We start from the raw sequence: 15,295 nt of genomic DNA, 5'->3' as shown, positions 1-15,295 counted from the left end.
TCAGCTTTCCCCGAACTGGCGCACGCGCGGATCAAGCAGCACAAGCAGCATGTCGGCGATGATGTTGCCGACGATCAGCGTTGCCGACAAAACCATCATGAACGTGGCGGTGACATAGACGTCGCCGACAGCCATGGAGCCGACGATCGCCGGGCCGACGGTTGGCAGCGCAAAGATGATCGCGGTCTCGATCTCGCCGGTGAGCATGTAAGGCAGCACCACGCCCTGATACATGACGAGAGGGTGCAGCGCGTTGGGCACGGCGTGACGCATGACGACGGCAGTGCCGGTCAGCCCCTTGGCCCTGGCAGTCTCGACATATTGCGCGTTCAGCGTGTCGAGCAGATTGCCGCGCATGACGCGCATATTGTAGGCGAGACCACCGAAGGTGGCGATCGCCACGACCGGCCAGACATGCTTGACCAGGTCGACGAATTTGGCCCACGACCACGGAGCGCCGCCATATTGCGGCGAGAAGAAGCTGCCGATCTCCGATACGTTGAACTGAAAGACCAGGAGATAGACGATGATCAGCGCCATCAGGAAGCGCGGCACCGTCATGCCGAGGAAGGAGATGGCCGAAAGCGTGCTGTCTATCCAGGTATATTGCCGGGTCGCCGCCCAAATGCCGAAGCCGATGCCCAGCACCGAGGCGAGCAGATGGCAGACCAAAGCCAGAAGGAGCGTGCGCGGCAGCCGCTCGCCGACCACATCGGCGACCGGCTTGTTGTAATAGAGGCTGTAGCCGAAGTCGCCGCGGGTGATGATGCCACCGATCCAGTTGAGATACTGGACGGGCAGCGGCTTATCGAGACCATGCTCGATGCGATAGGCCTTTGCCTGCGCGTCGGCCTCGGCGAAGGAAGCTCCACCTTGGTTGATCGCCTGCGAGCGGATGTAGTCGGCATAATCGCCCGGCGGCGCCTGGATGATGGCAAAGGTGACCAGGCTCAAAATGGCGAGGACCGGTATTGCCGACGCAATGCGCGTGAGCAGGAATCGCAACATGGACGGTCCGTTTCCTTGTCTCGCCGATCGCGCCCTTTGGATGCGTCCGGAGGTTGACTTTGTCGGGCCCCGCCGGCGGCGCGGCCCGAATTCTCTCAGTCAGGGGAGGTAAACCTAATCCATCGGGCCTTTTTCTCCGGGCTTGCCGGGCAGCTCCTCAGGGAACAACTCGTATTTCGCCTGCTTGTCGGCGGCGACAAAGACCCGTTCGCGAATGATCGAATCCTCGGCCCAGTTGAACATGAAGATCGGTGTGCCCTGCGGAATGTTCGAAAAACGCTTGTTGACGATCAGCGCGCCAGGATATTCCGTCAGACCGACATTGTAGACGTGTTCCGTCGATATCTTCTGAAACTGTTTCATCAGGCTGGCACGTTGGTCATTGTCCTGCGTCGAGACGAACTTGTTGACGATGTCGACGAGGTCCTTTTCGAAAGGCATCAAATCGACCTCACCGTTTTCCGGCGCTCGATGGTCCCAGCTGGTGCGCGGACCGACCGGGGCGAGCTGCGCGGTGTTCTGCACCACCGAGGTCAGTTCCTGGTCGTTGCGCCGGACCAGCCAGTCGAAGCGGCCGGAATATTGCGAAGCGTCGCGCTGAGTACCGTTGAGCCCGTTGAGCACGACCCGAATTCCAAGCTTTTCCATCTGGGCGACGACGCCTTCGGCAAGGCTCTTGTCGGTGGTGTAGTCGTTGTTGACCAACATCACGACCTCGACGTTCTTGCCTCCGGCGGTGCCGGAAGGGAAGTTCACGAAACCGTCGCCGTCCGTGTCCTTGAGGCCTGCCTTGGCCAGTTCGGCCTTGGCGCCATCGAGATCGAAGGGATAGTAGACCGTCGAATTGCGGTCATAGAAGCTGGTGCCCGACGACAGTCCGCCGGGATAGATGGCGGTGAACGGCCCCTTGACCAGCGAGTCGCCGAGCGCCTTGCGGTCGAGCGCCATGGTGATGGCCTTGCGGAAGTCCTCGTTGCGGTTCAGCTCGCGCACGGCTTGCCCGCGCGCGTCCGGGTTGCCCCAGCCATTGGCGGAAAAGTTCATGCGCAAATTGTAGCCGATGAGCCGCGGGCCGAAGGCCAGGCGTGCGGGGGCATTGGCCTCTGCCGCGCGCTTCAGCGAGGCGACGAAGTTTTCCGGCTGTTCCAGATTGGAAAAGTCAGCCGAGCCGGCGACCGCCTGGACGTCGCGGTCGGCCCAGGTCGACAGCTTGTACTGCAGCTCGTTGAGGTAAGGCAGCTGGTTGCCCTTCTCGTCGACTTTCCAATAATAGGGGTTGCGACGCAGGACGATGATATCGTCAGGCCGGTATTCGACCGGCACCCAGGCGCCCATTACCGGCAGGTTCATATATTCCGGCGGGAAGGCGTTCTTGAACTGATCGTAGGTGTTCTTCGAATATTTCGGATGCTGCGGCTTCAGGATGTGCGAAGGACCCGGGCAGAAGGTGCCGTATGCCATCGCGTAGAGATATTGTTTCGGAAACGCCTCCTTGAAGGTCCACTCGACGGTGTAGTCGTCGATCTTCTTCAGCGTCGTACCGACACCGAAAGTTTCCGGCGTCGCTCCGTTCAGCGGCGAGACGTTCGGGTCGACGACCTCGTCGTCCCAGTAGAACATGACATCGTCGGCATTGAAGGCAACGCCATCCGACCATTTGGCGCCTTCGACCAGGTGCATGGTCAGCTTGTGGCCGTCCTTCGACCAGTCCCAGCTCCTGGCCAGGTTCGGCAACGGCTCGGTGTCCTTCGCCTCGACCTGGAACAGCGGTGCGGTGCGCGTCAGGCATTCGGAAAGACCGATATCGATGCCGCCCCAGCCTTGGGTCTGGCCGGCGCCGTAGTTCCAGCCCTCCGGCCGCCCGCCGATGACATGGCGCATCGTATCGCCGTAGACGCCGATGCCGTCCTGCATGTTGCCCGTCTTGAAGACCAGCGGTTCTTTCGGCAGCCGGTCCTTGAGCGGCGGCAGCTTGCCGGTCTTGACGTATTTATCGGTGACCCAGTCCGGCTCGTGATATTCGGGGAGCGCCTTGAACTCCAGAATGGAGTCACGCGCCACATAGTGGATCTTGCCCTCGGCGGGGAACGGTGTCGGCGCCGGCGGAACCGTCGGTTCGCTAGCGTATGCATTGAGTGCCGAGACCGAGACGCTCAGCGCCAGTCCGGCAGCAAGACCGATATTGCGTAAATTCCTCACTGTCTCTCTCCCTCTTGTTTGTTCCGGAGCGTTTGCATCCGCTCCGCTTCTCCTCGAACTCAAACGGCTTCCTGGCAGTGGATCCGCCTCCCGTAGATCCACCGTCACCGCATGTGGTTTCAGCCGGCTTGCGCCAGCGCAGCTTTTTCGGCTCGCAATTCCTCGATCGAGCGAACGCTGCGCCGTGCAGCGCCCGCCCACTCGCGGGTCTTCACCTGAGATGTCGACAGCCGCTCCCTGGCGGCCGGAACCGCATGGGCATATTGCGGCAGCCAGGCCGCCTGGGCGACGACCATTTCGTCGACCATCTGCCAGACCTCCTCCGGCGTCGAAACCGCGCCGACCAGCGGGTCGTGCAGCACGGCGAGCTTCAACAGATCGATGTCGCCTGATATCGCGGCATGAACAGACATGCGCTGGACGTTGATCGAGGAAATGCAGGTGGCGGCGCAGGCTTCCGGCAGCGTGATGCCGGCCGCCATGTTGATGCCGAAACGGTCGACGAAGCCGGGCGACTCGACGATGGCATCCTGCGGCAGGTTGGTGATCACCCCATCGTTCTTGACGTTGAAGTGGCCGCGATAGACACGGTTGGTCTCCAGCGCCTCCAGAATGTGGCTGGCATGCTCGTTGGAGCGCTTCTCCGGGTCGATCGGCTTTGACGCCGCTTCGAGGAACTGCGGATATTCCGTTTCGAACCAGTTGCGGGTTTCGGTGGAGTAGCGAAGATAGCCGCCCGTTTCACCGTGGATCCAGTCGGACATGTCGATCCAGCGCGTAATCTCGTCGGGACGTTTGCGATACCAGGGCAGATATTCGGAAAGATGGCCGTTGCTTTCGGTCGAATAGACGCCGAAGCGCTTCAAGACATCGATGCGCAGCTTCTCCTGTTGCGAATAGACCGGATGCGCCTCGAAGGCGGCCACCAATTCGTCCTTGCCGATGGGGCGGCCGTTCAGGCGCAGGTCGATGAACCAGGTCTGGTGGTTGATGCCTGAACAGACATAGTCGAGTTCCTGCCTCGACTTCGCGCCGAGGACCTCGGCGATCTGCTCGGCTCCGTGCTGAACCCCGTGGCAGAGCCCGACGGTGTCGACCTTGCCGTATTCGATCGCTGCCCAGGTGTTCATCGCCATCGGGTTGGCGTAGTTCAGGAATTTGACGTTCGTCTCGGCGACCTCGCGGATGTCCTTGCAGAAATCCAGGATCACCGGGATGTTGCGCTGGCCATAGAGAATGCCGCCGGCGCAAATCGTATCGCCGACGCACTGGTCGATGCCATATTTCAGGGGAATGCGGATATCGTCGGCATAGGCTTCGAGGCCTCCGACCCGCACGCAGCTGATGACGTAGCGTGCGCCTTCGAGCGCCTTGCGGCGGTCGGTGGTCGCCGTCACCTTGGTCGGCAATCTGTTTGCCTCGATGATCCTGTCGAGGATCGCCTTGATCATCTGAAGATTGTGCTCGCTGACGTCGGTCAACGCGAATTCGATGTCCTTGAATTCGGGCACGCACAGGATGTCGGTGAACAATTTCTTGGTGAAGCCGACGCTGCCTGCACCGATGATAGCGATTTTGAAACTCATCAGCCGCACCTCATTCCATTCGATATGCAGGCAAGGAATGACAATGGGAAGTTGTAGCCACATGCCGTGACATGTATGCGCGACAAGCCGGAATCCGGCTCACCAACCTCCCTGTCCGCTCCTCGACTGCGGATCCCTCTCGCTTTTCGACGGGGATTATGCGCTTATTCGCGAGCGCTGCCAGAGAAGGATTATGCTTTCGAGGGTAATTTTGTGCTGCATGATTTAATAGCCAACGGACAATCCATGCGCACGATCTCGCTGCCGCGCGGTCGGCAGCGCCTGCACGCCATGCCGACGAGCACGGGCTATGAGGTGCGCGAGGACGAGATCTATGATTGGGACGGCCGCAAGCGCGGCCAGACACCGTTCACGGTGCTCCAGCACACGATCAGCGGAGCCGGCCGGCTGCGCTACGAAAACCGCAACTACCGCCTGCAGAAGAACGACACATTGCTGGTGCTGGTGCCGCACAACCACCGCTACTGGCTGGCTGGGGATGAGCGCTGGGAGTTTTTCTGGATTTCGATGAACGGCGAGGAAGCGCTGCGCATCCACAAGTCGATCCTCAGCGTCTCCGGTCCTGTATTTCGGCTGCAGCCGGCGACAATCGATCATCTTGCCGATTGCAGCCTGCGCCTGATCAAAGGGGCTGCTTCGCCGGGTGCTGCTTCGGCGATAGCCTACGAGGCTGCAATGGCGCTCTATGACGATGTCTTCGGCTCCCACGCCTTTGCCGAAAAACAGAGCGTCATGCAGCCGGTGATCGATCACATCGGTGCCAATCTCGACAAACCGCTGCCTGTGGCGGATCTGGTACAGATCAGCGGCCTCAGCCGGGCTCATTTTTCGCGCTGTTTCGCCGAAAGCGAAGGCGTGCCGCCCGCCGAGTTCGTGCTGCAGCAGCGCCTGCAACGTGCCGCGAAGCTGCTGACCAAGGTGGATTTTCTGCCGGTGAAGGAAGTCGCCATCCTCTGCGGCTTCGAGGACGCGAACTATTTTTCGAAGGTCTTCCGCCGCTGTTACGGCATTACGCCAAGCCAATTCCGCACCACCGGCATGTACGCCAGCATGAGAACCCCGGCCAGGCGCGGCGTCAGGGCGTCCGATGACGGGACCTGACACCGCCGCCGTTAGTCAGAGCTAATTAGGCTGCGCGCAGACTGCCGCCATCCAACCACTCGAGATCGGCCTGCGAAAGCGTGATGTCGAGGGCGCGCAGGCTGTCGTCCAACTCGTCCAGCGTGCGCGGCCCGATCAGTGGAATGGATGGGAAGGGCTGGGCAAGCACATAGGCGAGCGCAACATGGATCGGGCTCTTGCCAAGTCTCGCGGCAAGGTCGATCGCCCGGTCGCGGCGGCCGAAATTCCGCTCCGAGTACCAGACACGTACCAGTTCCTCGTTGTCGAGCCTGTCGCGCCCGGCGCGGTCGGTGAAGAAGCCGCGTCCCTGGCTCGACCAGGCGAAGTTCGGCATCTGCCTAGATGTCAGCCAGGCCTTCCACGCATCCGTGGAGGACGTGACGCAGCCAGCCCAGATCGGCTCCAGCATTTCGGCCAGCGAGAAATTGTTGGATAGCGCGCCGGGCTTTTGCTTGCCGGTGCGTTCGGCATAGGCAATGGCCTCGTCCATGCGTTCCATCGTCCAGTTCGAGCCGCCGAACGGGCCGCGGATACGGCCAGCCTTTACCTCGCGATCCATCGCATCGACGAATTCGCCGACCGGCACGTCCGGATTGTCGCGGTGCATGAAATAGACATCGACATGGTCGGTCTGCAGGCGGTCGAGCGACTGGTCGAGCTGCTTGCCGATCACATCGGGATAGCAGAGCGGCGAGTGGGCGCCCTTGGCGATGACCACCGATTGCGCGCGCACGCCGCGGTTCTTCAGCCACTCGCCAAGCAGCTTCTCGGTATAACCGGCGCCGTAGACATAACCGGTGTCGAAGAGATTGCCGCCGGCCTCGAAAAAGGCGTCGAGCAGGATCGAGCCCGAGGAAAACGTGCGGAAATCCTCGAAGCCGAGCGCCACCACCGACGCGGGCTTCGACAGCCCCGGTATCTTGCGCTTGGCGATCGCCGTGCCGCCTGATCGCAAAGGCCGGCCGGAGATGGTGTTGATGCGTTGTTGGGGCTTCTCGATCCCGTATTCGAGGCCGGCCGCCGCCCGCCATCTGTCCAGCACACGCAACGTGCCGAGGCTTTCCGCCCAGGCCATGCCCGGCCAGGCGAATTCCTGCCGCCCGGCGCGAATGGCCTCGCCGGCCGCGTCGACCTCGAAGGAATAGACATGGCGCTTCTCGTTGACGCTGATGGTCTCGCGCGAGCCATCCGATGCAATGACGTCGATCTGGCCCAGGCCGACGTTGCGGTTACCGCCAGCGAACCAGAAGTCCGGCACCTCGATGCGGCCTTTGGTGCCCAGGATGCGCAGAACATTGTCCTGGTTGAGCGAGATGCTGCAGGAGACTTCGGCGACAATGCCGCCGGGGAAATGCAGCAGCGCCGAGGCCCATTCGTCGACGCCGGACTGGCCAAGATGGGCGGTGCCGACGACCTTGTCAGGCTCGGCGAAGGGTTTTCCAGCGGCGGCGCCGGCAATCAATCGGACCATCGAGACGGGATAGCCGCCGACGTCAAGAATGCCGCCGCCGGCAAGATCGTTGGCGTAGAGCCGGTGCTGCGGCATGAAGCCCGGCATGGCGAAACCGAAGCTCGACTTGATCATCCTGATCTCGCCGATGACACCGGACCTGATCAGCTCGACCAGCTTCAGCGTCTGCGGGTGCAGCCGGTACATGAAGGCTTCGCCGAGAAACGTGCCGGCCTTGCGCGCGGCATGCATCATGGCGTCGGCCTCGAAGGCGGTCAGTGCAAGCGGCTTTTCGCACAGCACATGCTTTCCTGCCTCGGCCGCCTTGATCGCCCATTGCGCATGGCCGGGATGCGGTATCGAAATGTAGACCACATCGACTTCGGGATCAGCAAGCAGCGCATCGTAGCCGTCGAGGATACGGGCGCCGGGGAAACTCTCGGCGAGGCCAGGCTTGGCGGGATTGCGGGCACCGATGGCGACCAGCTTTCCGGTGCGCGAATCGGCCACGCCACCGGCAAAGGACTGGGCGATGCTGCCCGGTCCGAGGATGCCCCAGCGAATGGGCGTGGTTGCAGTCATTGTCATTCTCCTTGAAGGCTGGAAAGGGCGGCCGGTCAGCGCAGCCGCAGTCCTTTTTCGTCGAACAGGTAGGATTTGCGGATGGAAACGGTGATCTCGGACGCATCGGGAACTTTTGCGGCGTCGCGCTGGATCACCACGTCTTCACCATTGGCCGTTCTGGTGTAGAGGAAGCTCGTGCCGCCGAGGTGCTCAATCACGTCGATGCCGACGACGAGGTCGGCGCCACCTTCTCCCGCGTTGCCGAAATGTTCGGGCCGCACGCCGACGATGACCTTGCTACCCACTTCGGGCGTAGCGCCTGTCAGCGGCTGCGTGAAACGGGTCTTCTCCTGACCCGCCAGTTCGACCATCACGCCGCGCGCATCGTGTCCAACAATATGAGCCTTGATGAAGTTCATCTTCGGCGAGCCGACAAAGCCCGCAACGAACTGGTTGTCGGGATTGTCGTAGAGATCGAGCGGCCGGCCGATCTGCTCGATATGGCCGGCGCGCATCACGACGATCCTGTCGGCGAGCGTCATCGCCTCGGTCTGGTCGTGCGTGACATAGATCATGGTGGCGCCGAGTTCCTTGTGCAGCCGAGAGATCTCGACCCGCATCTGGACGCGCAATTCGGCGTCGAGATTGGAGAGCGGCTCATCGAACAGGAAGACCTGCGGCTCGCGCACGATGGCGCGACCTATGGCGACGCGCTGGCGCTGGCCGCCGGAGAGTTTTTTCGGCCGCCTGTCCATCAATTCGCTGATGCGCAGGATCTCTGCCGCGCGCTTTATCCGCCGATCGGTGTCGGCTTTCGGGTTGCCGGTCATGCGCAGCCCGAAAGAGAGGTTCTGTTCGACGCTCATGTGCGGATAGAGTGCGTAGGACTGGAACACCATGGCGATGCCGCGGTCGGCTGGCTCGACATCGTTCACCACCTTGCCGCCGATGGCGATCTCGCCGCCGCTGATGTCCTCGAGCCCGGCGATCATTCTGAGCAGCGTAGACTTGCCGCAGCCGGACGGGCCGACAAAGACGACGAACTCGCCGTCCTCGATGTCGATGCTGGCGCCGTGGACGACCTCGAAGAGGCCGAAGCGCTTGACGACATTGTTGAGCGTGACCGTTGCCATTCTGCCCCTTACTTGACTGCGCCGGCGGCGATGCCGGCGATGAAATGGCGCTGCAACAGCACGAAGACGACGAGCATCGGCACCGTCAGCATCACCGCGCCCGCCATGATGCCGCCCCATGACACCTTGGTGAGGCCGATCAGCGTGCCGAGCGCCACCGGCGCCGTCATTGAACCGGGCTGGCTGTTGATCAAAAGCGGCCACAGATAATTATTCCAGGAGGCGAGGAACAGGATGATGGCGAGCGCCGCCAGCATCGGCCGCGCCAAGGGCAGCGCAACGAACAGGAAGATGCGCCATTCCTTCACGCCTTCGACGCGCGCCGCATGGAAGAGGTCGTCCGGCATCATCGAAAAACTCTGCCGCATGAACAGCACGCCGAGCGAATTGAACAGCGGCGGCACGATCAGCGCAATCCAGGTGTTGGCGAGCTTGAAATCGCGCGCCACCATGATGAATTGCGGGATCAGCACGACCGCATAGGGAAGCGTGATGGTGCCGAGGATAATGGCGACAATCGCGCCTTTGCCGAAGAACTGGTAACGAGCCAGTGCCCAGCCGGCCATCGACGTCAGCAGTACCGACAGGATGGTGTAGGTAACCGCCACCGAGACCGAAATGCCGATGGCGCCGACGAAGTTGGTGTCCCGCTGCAGATTGTTGAAATTGTCAATGAAATTGCCGTGCGGCAACAGCTCGATGCCGGGGCTGAAGATGCCGTTGTCCGGCATGGTCGAAAATACCACCATCATCCACAGCGGAAACAGCCAGATCAGCGCCAGTGGCGTCAGGAACAGATGCAGCGCAATGCTGCGTCCCAGCCTGGTGGAGGAGCGCGAGCTCATTTCGGCTCCCTCGTCAGCCACAGCTGCACTAGCGTGATGGCGATCGCCAGGCCGGCCATGGTGTAGGCAACGGCCGACGCGTAGCCGAAGTTGAGCGACCGGAACCCCTGGCGATAGAGCAGCAGGCCAAGCGTCTCCGTGCCGCCTCCCGGGCCGCCCCGCTCGGTGATCAGGAATGGCTCGGTGAACAGCTGCATGGTGCCGATGATCGACAGCACCAGGCAAAACACGATGACCGGCTTGAGGAGCGGCAGGGTGATATGGAAGAATTGCTTGAGCTTGCTGACACGGTCGAGCGTCGCCGCCTCGTAGACATCTTCGGGAATGGACTGCATACCGGCGAGCAGGATGATGGCGTTGTAACCGGCCCAGCGCCAGGTCACCGCGATCATGATCAGCGCCATCGCCGGCGTGACGTTGGAGAACCAGTCGATCTTGGGCAGGCCGACGCTGTTCAAGAGCTTGTTGATGATGCCGAAATCGAGGTTGAACATCAGCCGGAACACCGCCGAATAGGCGACCTCGCCAACCACGACCGGGGCGAAGAAGGCGAAGCGGTAAAGGCCGCGCGCCTTCAAAAGCGGCGAATTCAACAGCACCGCCATGACGAGCGCCAGCGAAATCATCACCGGCACCTGGATCACCAGGATCAGCAGCGTGTTCTCAAGCGCGTTGAAGAAGGCCGGATCGCCAATCAATCGGCCCCAGTTGAAGCCGGGCGCAAACCGCCACGGCACGGTGCGCGTCGCCTGGAAGGAGATCATGAAGGAGCTGATGATCGGCCACACCCAGAACACCGCAAAGATCAGCAGATAGGGCGCGAGGAAGCGATACGCCGTGGCATTCTGATGGCGCATTGCTGTCTCCTTTCCGCGTTCAAGGGTGGCGCGCCCTGCTGAAACGCGCGGCGCGTTCGGTAATGGTCGCGGGCAGCATCATGTTGCCCGCGACATCATCTCCAGATCAAGATTTGACGGGCAATCCGGTCGCCGCGGCGATCTGGCTTGCGGCGTCGTCGAGTGCCGCCTTGGCGTCGGGATAGCCGCCGGCCAGATATTTGGTCTGCACTGCGCGAACGATGATTTCGGCATCGCTCTGGAATGGCGTGCCGCGGCTGGGAACAACTTTCGGCAAGGTGCCGAGGATATCCTTCCACACCGCCTGGCCGCCCCAGTAGGGCAGGCCTTCGGAAACATAGGGCTCATTGAGTGCCGAGATCAGCGAGGGCACGAGGCCGAAACCCTTCAGCATCGTGATCTGGCCTTCATTGGTTCCGAGCGTGTACTTGAGATAGGCGTAGGCAGCCTCCTTGTTCTTCGACGCCGATGTGATGGCCAGCGAGGACCCGCCGAGATTGGCGGCGCGGGGGCCGTCGGCGGTGAGGCTCGGCATCAGATAGACGCCCCATTTGCCGTTTTCACCGGCCGATTCGGTGCGAATGGTGCCTTCATACCAGCCGCCATAAATCTGGGTGGCGACGGTACCGGCGGTGTTGTTGGTGATCTTGGTGCCCCAGTCGGCCGACGAAATGATGCCGGCGTCCTTCATCTCCTTGATCTTGGTCATGGCATCGACGCATTTGGGCTGGTTGACCGTGATGGACTGCCCATCGGCGGAGAAATAGGCGCAGCCCTGTTCGTTGGAGATCATACGGAAGAATTCGCTATCGCCGTTGAAATCGGCGTTGGTCATGGTGACGCCCGGATTGGCGGCCTGGATCTTCTTGCCGGCTGCGATGAAATCGTCCCAGGTCTTGATCGACGCCGGATCGACGCCGGCCTTTTCGTAGAAATCGCGGCGATAGAAGGCCGCGACCGGACCCGAATCCCACGGCATCGCATAGGCCTTGTCGCCGACTTCGAGCTCGGTGCGTTTGAAGTCGGGGAATTTCGCCTGATCCTCTGCGGTATAACCCAGCGTATGCAGGTCGACGAAGCAGTCGGGGAACTGGCTCCAGTAATTTTCGGCTTCGCCGTTCTCGATGGTGACGATGTCGGGCAGGCCGACGCCGCCGGCCGCACAACCGGCGATCGACTTATCGTAGGTCGGCTGGTTGCCGAGATCCTGGACCGTAACCTTGACGTCTGGGAATTGCTTGTTGAAGCCGGCAATGGTCGCCTTCAACGATGAAGCGGCGACATTCCAGCTCCAGATGGTGATTTCGCCGGACTGCGCATAGGCCGGGGCAGACCCCAGGGCAAGCACGAGCGCGGCGCAGGTCATTGTGATGCGCATAGAAATCCTCCCATTTCATTTGCTCTCTCACTGCGAGCATGGCTAGACTATGCAGTGGGCAAGGCGTGTCGCCGTCAAAGGGAATATGAAATTGGCGGAAAGTAAGATGCCGGAACGGCCGTTTTATCAGCCTGGCGCCAGCAGCGTGGAAGGCCTGCCGCTTGCCCTGCAGATGTTTCATAACCATCCGCTGGTGATGCTCAAGCCACATTGGCACGCCCAGGTCGAGGTCAATTTCATTGTGCGCGGCAGCGTGCATTACCGCATGAACGAACATGAGATCGCACTGTCGGCAGGCGACATGTGCCTGTTCTGGGGCGGCCTGCCGCACCAGATGACCGATCTCTCGGACGACGCCATCTATGCCGGCGCGCATCTGCCGCTGGTGCATTTCTTTCGCTTGCATTTGCCGACGGATGTCCGCCATCGGCTGATGACGGGCGCGACGCTGGTGACGGGCGCGACCGATCCGGCGGACCACCATAATTTCGAGCGCTGGAATCGCTATTTCCGTTCGGGCGATCCGGCCATGATCGAGCATGCCGTGAACGAGTTGCTGCTCAGGCTGGAACGGGTGCGATTCGAGCCTTATCGACTGGTGCCGGAAACCGCGCCCGGGCAGGAAACGGGCAGCCCCTTCGACCAGCAGTCGTCCCGCAATGTCGGTCGAATGTGCGATTTCATCGCCGAGAACTTCCTCTACGAGATCGATAGCGTGAACATTGCAACCGCCGCCGATATCCATCCCAAATACGCGATGAACCTGTTCAAGAAATCGACCGGCATGACGCTCAACGAATATGTCAACCTGCTGCGGCTGAGCTATGCACAAGCGCTTTTGATGCATCAGGACGCCAATGTGCTGCGCGTCGCCATGGATTCGGGCTTCGGCTCGCTCAGCGCCTTCAACAAGTCATTCCGCAAGCTGGCCGGCATGTCGCCCTCCGATTTTCGCCGGGGCGTGACCGGCGCCAGATAAGCGGCGGCAGGCATGCCCCGCGCCGTTGCCGCGAAAGCATTGCCGACCTGATCGCCGGCTAAAGACGGGTCGAACGGTTGCGGTCCGCGATAAGGACGCCGTCGGACGAAATGGCGTCGCACTGGCTGCCATTTCCGGCTGCCGCCACGGCATCGGAAGCGGCCGTCCAATGGCATCGCCTTTCCTGTCTGAATTCGCCATCTGGGCGCTGGACAGGCCGAATTCCCATGCTATAACCCACGCGCTTTCAAGGGACGCCCACGGCGCCTCGATGAAATCCGGCCAAATGAGATTTCGTTTGCCGGAACAGGCCCAGATAGCTCAGTTGGTAGAGCAGCGGACTGAAAATCCGCGTGTCGGTGGTTCGAATCCGCCTCTGGGCACCATCCCCTCTTCTCCCGACCCTCCGTTTAGCCGAACCGTCTACGCTGCAGCTTCTGCAAGCGACTGGAATTATTGATCTTTTGCTGTCGCATTGCGCAATTAGGCGTGACAGAGAGCGCTTCGGGCGCATTTGATCCAACGAGGCGGGGGGATGGTATTTCCGTTGGTATTCGACATCCTGATGGTATCGAAACAGCCAAGGGAGACCTGACGAATGGCCCTATCCGACGTGAAATGTCGAAACGCCCGCCCTGCTTCCAAACTCGCGAAATTGTCTGACGGGGGCGGGCTGCAGCTATGGGTACAGCCCACGGGCTCTCGCCTCTGGCGGCTCGCCTACCGCTTTGACGGCAAGCAGAAACTGCTCGCGCTGGGCAGCTATCCCCTTATCTCTCTCGCCGAGGCACGGGAGGCGCGCGATGATGCTAAAAGGCTCCTGCTAGCTGGCGTCGACCCTGGAAAGGAACGCAGCTTGCGGAAGGCCGATTCGGCAAAGGACTCCTTTCGCTCAATCGCGGACGAATATGTTGACAAGCTGAAGAAGGAGGGACGTGCCGACCGGACGATCAGCAAGGTCAAATGGCTGCTCGACTTTGCCTATCCGATAATCGGCGACAAGTGCATTCGGGAGATCGAGCCGGCCAGCATCCTTACCGCCCTCCGTCGCGTGGAGGTTCGCGGTCGATATGAGTCGGCCAGGCGACTGCGCTCCACCATCGGCAGCGTGTTTCGATACGCGATCGCGACCGCACGCGCCGAGACAGATCCGACCTTCGCCCTCAGAGGCGCACTCATCAGTCCGAAGGTAACGTCTCGCGCCGCGATTACCGATCCGAAGGCCTTGGGCGGTTTGCTGAGGGCGATCCATGCATTTGACGGACAGCCTACAACGCGAGCCGGTCTGAAGCTGATAGCGCTGCTGTTTCCCCGCCCAGGCGAGCTTCGCGCCGCTGAATGGGAAGAGTTCGATTTTGAAAGCTCGGTGTGGACGATCCCTGAAGCACGCATGAAAATGCGACGGCCGCACCGCATTCCCCTATCAAAGCAAGCGATCAGCGTCCTGACTTCACTGAGAGAAATCTCTGGTGATGCATCGCTGCTGTTTCCTAGTGTTCGATCGGCTTCGCGTCCGATTTCCGACAATACCCTTAACGCCGCACTGCGTCGTATGGGTTACAGCAAGGAAGAAGCTACCGCGCATGGTTTTCGAGCAACGGCATCAACTCTGCTGAACGAATGCGGCAAGTGGCATCCGGACGCGATAGAGCGGCAGCTGGCCCACATTGAGAACAACGACGTTCGGCGCGCCTACGCCCGGGCAGAGCACTGGGACGAGCGCGTCGAGATGATGCAGTGGTGGGCCGATTATCTGGATGAACTCAAGAGCAAAAACCTGCGGGTGATCTCAATCGAGGGACGCCGCAAGCCTGCTGTCCACACACCAACGCGACCATCCACTTTGAAACCAACAGCGGCCGTTCATCAAACGCCGATACAAATCTCCAACCGCCGGAAATCATACTGACCGTCGAAAAACGCCACAACTCGACGCCAAATCGTAGGCCCGCATTGTCAGATTTTCCGGAGAGAAAGTTGACCGCGTTCGGCGGGAAGCTGCCGTTCTGCAGCCGACCCCATTTCCGTCATTCAAGCTGCCGATGGCCGGTTCCGAAACCGGCCATCTACCCGGCCCGGGGCCGCGCGCTATTAGAGCGAGAATCCCGTGGGCAGTGTGCGGTCCGTCCGTTTCGCCGGCATTAGTCCGTGGA

Annotated in this window: 11 protein-coding genes and 1 tRNA gene; 4 read left to right on the top strand and 8 right to left on the bottom strand. The window is 61.2% G+C overall.

Going from position 1 to position 15,295, the window contains the following annotated elements; genetic code table 11:
- From NKJ89_RS11175 to NKJ89_RS11165, 3 genes are all read right to left on the bottom strand, one after another.
- A complete protein-coding gene (locus NKJ89_RS11175) occupies window positions 1–1,008 on the bottom strand; it encodes an ABC transporter permease (RefSeq protein WP_352602332.1) in 1,008 nt (335 codons plus the stop codon).
- 114 nt (window positions 1,009–1,122) lie between these two features.
- Window positions 1,123–3,207, bottom strand: a complete 2,085-nt coding sequence (locus NKJ89_RS11170) for an ABC transporter substrate-binding protein (RefSeq protein ID WP_352602330.1) — start codon at window positions 3,205–3,207, stop codon at window positions 1,123–1,125.
- Between the two features lie 119 nt (window positions 3,208–3,326).
- Window positions 3,327–4,793, bottom strand: coding sequence for an alpha-glucosidase/alpha-galactosidase (locus NKJ89_RS11165; RefSeq protein ID WP_352602328.1), 1,467 nt, complete (start codon window positions 4,791–4,793; stop codon window positions 3,327–3,329).
- A gap of 75 nt (window positions 4,794–4,868) precedes the next feature.
- Here NKJ89_RS11165 and NKJ89_RS11160 point away from each other — a divergent pair, with 75 nt between their 5' ends.
- Window positions 4,869–5,915 (top strand): AraC family ligand binding domain-containing protein, encoded by a 1,047-nt coding sequence (locus NKJ89_RS11160; protein WP_502904123.1) that lies wholly within the window; start codon window positions 4,869–4,871, stop codon window positions 5,913–5,915.
- 25 nt (window positions 5,916–5,940) lie between these two features.
- On the opposite strand, the gene NKJ89_RS11155 is transcribed toward NKJ89_RS11160, so the two are convergent.
- The 5 genes from NKJ89_RS11155 to NKJ89_RS11135 form a co-directional block, all read right to left on the bottom strand.
- A complete protein-coding gene (locus NKJ89_RS11155; RefSeq protein WP_352602324.1) occupies window positions 5,941–7,968 on the bottom strand; it encodes an aldo/keto reductase in 2,028 nt (675 codons plus the stop codon).
- A 35-nt stretch (window positions 7,969–8,003) separates the two neighbouring features.
- On the bottom strand, window positions 8,004–9,083 hold the full coding sequence (locus NKJ89_RS11150) for an ABC transporter ATP-binding protein (protein WP_352602322.1): 1,080 nt from the start codon (window positions 9,081–9,083) through the stop codon (window positions 8,004–8,006).
- 8 nt (window positions 9,084–9,091) lie between these two features.
- Entirely contained in the window at window positions 9,092–9,928 is an 837-nt protein-coding gene (locus NKJ89_RS11145; protein ID WP_352602320.1) for a carbohydrate ABC transporter permease, read from the bottom strand.
- Window positions 9,925–10,785 (bottom strand): carbohydrate ABC transporter permease, encoded by an 861-nt coding sequence (locus NKJ89_RS11140; RefSeq protein WP_023758410.1) that lies wholly within the window; start codon window positions 10,783–10,785, stop codon window positions 9,925–9,927. Before NKJ89_RS11140 ends, NKJ89_RS11145 begins: the two co-directional genes overlap by 4 nt.
- Window positions 10,786–10,891: 106 nt before the next feature.
- Window positions 10,892–12,163 carry an ABC transporter substrate-binding protein gene (locus NKJ89_RS11135; protein WP_023758411.1) on the bottom strand — a complete coding sequence of 424 codons (1,272 nt, stop codon included), beginning with the start codon at window positions 12,161–12,163 and terminating at the stop codon, window positions 10,892–10,894.
- Window positions 12,164–12,269: 106 nt separating this feature from the next.
- Here NKJ89_RS11135 and NKJ89_RS11130 point away from each other — a divergent pair, with 106 nt between their 5' ends.
- From NKJ89_RS11130 to NKJ89_RS11120, 3 genes are all read left to right on the top strand, one after another.
- Window positions 12,270–13,142, top strand: coding sequence for a helix-turn-helix domain-containing protein (locus tag NKJ89_RS11130; RefSeq protein ID WP_031259888.1), 873 nt, complete (start codon window positions 12,270–12,272; stop codon window positions 13,140–13,142).
- A 310-nt stretch (window positions 13,143–13,452) separates the two neighbouring features.
- Window positions 13,453–13,528 (top strand) — tRNA-Phe (locus NKJ89_RS11125).
- Window positions 13,529–13,740: 212 nt separating this feature from the next.
- Window positions 13,741–15,051, top strand: coding sequence for a tyrosine-type recombinase/integrase (locus tag NKJ89_RS11120; RefSeq protein WP_352602318.1), 1,311 nt, complete (start codon window positions 13,741–13,743; stop codon window positions 15,049–15,051).
- The last annotated feature ends 244 nt before the right edge of the window (window positions 15,052–15,295 follow it).

This window comes from Mesorhizobium sp. M0047, from assembly GCF_040323315.1.
Classification (GTDB): Bacteria; Pseudomonadota; Alphaproteobacteria; order Rhizobiales; family Rhizobiaceae; genus Mesorhizobium.
This window is presented reverse-complemented; position numbering and strand designations above follow the sequence as displayed.

Bases quoted from the DNA above. Each gene is read 5' to 3' on its own strand.
- NKJ89_RS11175 (WP_352602332.1), bottom strand. From the start codon at position 1,008: ATGTTGCGATTCCTGCTCACGCGCATTGCGTCGGCAATACCGGTCCTC.
- NKJ89_RS11165 (WP_352602328.1), bottom strand. From the start codon at position 4,793: ATGAGTTTCAAAATCGCTATCATCGGTGCAGGCAGCGTCGGCTTCACC.
- NKJ89_RS11160 (WP_502904123.1), top strand. From the start codon at position 4,869: ATGCGCGACAAGCCGGAATCCGGCTCACCAACCTCCCTGTCCGCTCCT.
- NKJ89_RS11155 (WP_352602324.1), bottom strand. From the start codon at position 7,968: ATGACTGCAACCACGCCCATTCGCTGGGGCATCCTCGGACCGGGCAGC.
- NKJ89_RS11150 (WP_352602322.1), bottom strand. From the start codon at position 9,083: ATGGCAACGGTCACGCTCAACAATGTCGTCAAGCGCTTCGGCCTCTTC.
- NKJ89_RS11145 (WP_352602320.1), bottom strand. From the start codon at position 9,928: ATGAGCTCGCGCTCCTCCACCAGGCTGGGACGCAGCATTGCGCTGCAT.
- NKJ89_RS11140 (WP_023758410.1), bottom strand. From the start codon at position 10,785: ATGCGCCATCAGAATGCCACGGCGTATCGCTTCCTCGCGCCCTATCTG.
- NKJ89_RS11135 (WP_023758411.1), bottom strand. From the start codon at position 12,163: ATGCGCATCACAATGACCTGCGCCGCGCTCGTGCTTGCCCTGGGGTCT.
- NKJ89_RS11130 (WP_031259888.1), top strand. From the start codon at position 12,270: ATGCCGGAACGGCCGTTTTATCAGCCTGGCGCCAGCAGCGTGGAAGGC.
- NKJ89_RS11120 (WP_352602318.1), top strand. From the start codon at position 13,741: ATGGCCCTATCCGACGTGAAATGTCGAAACGCCCGCCCTGCTTCCAAA.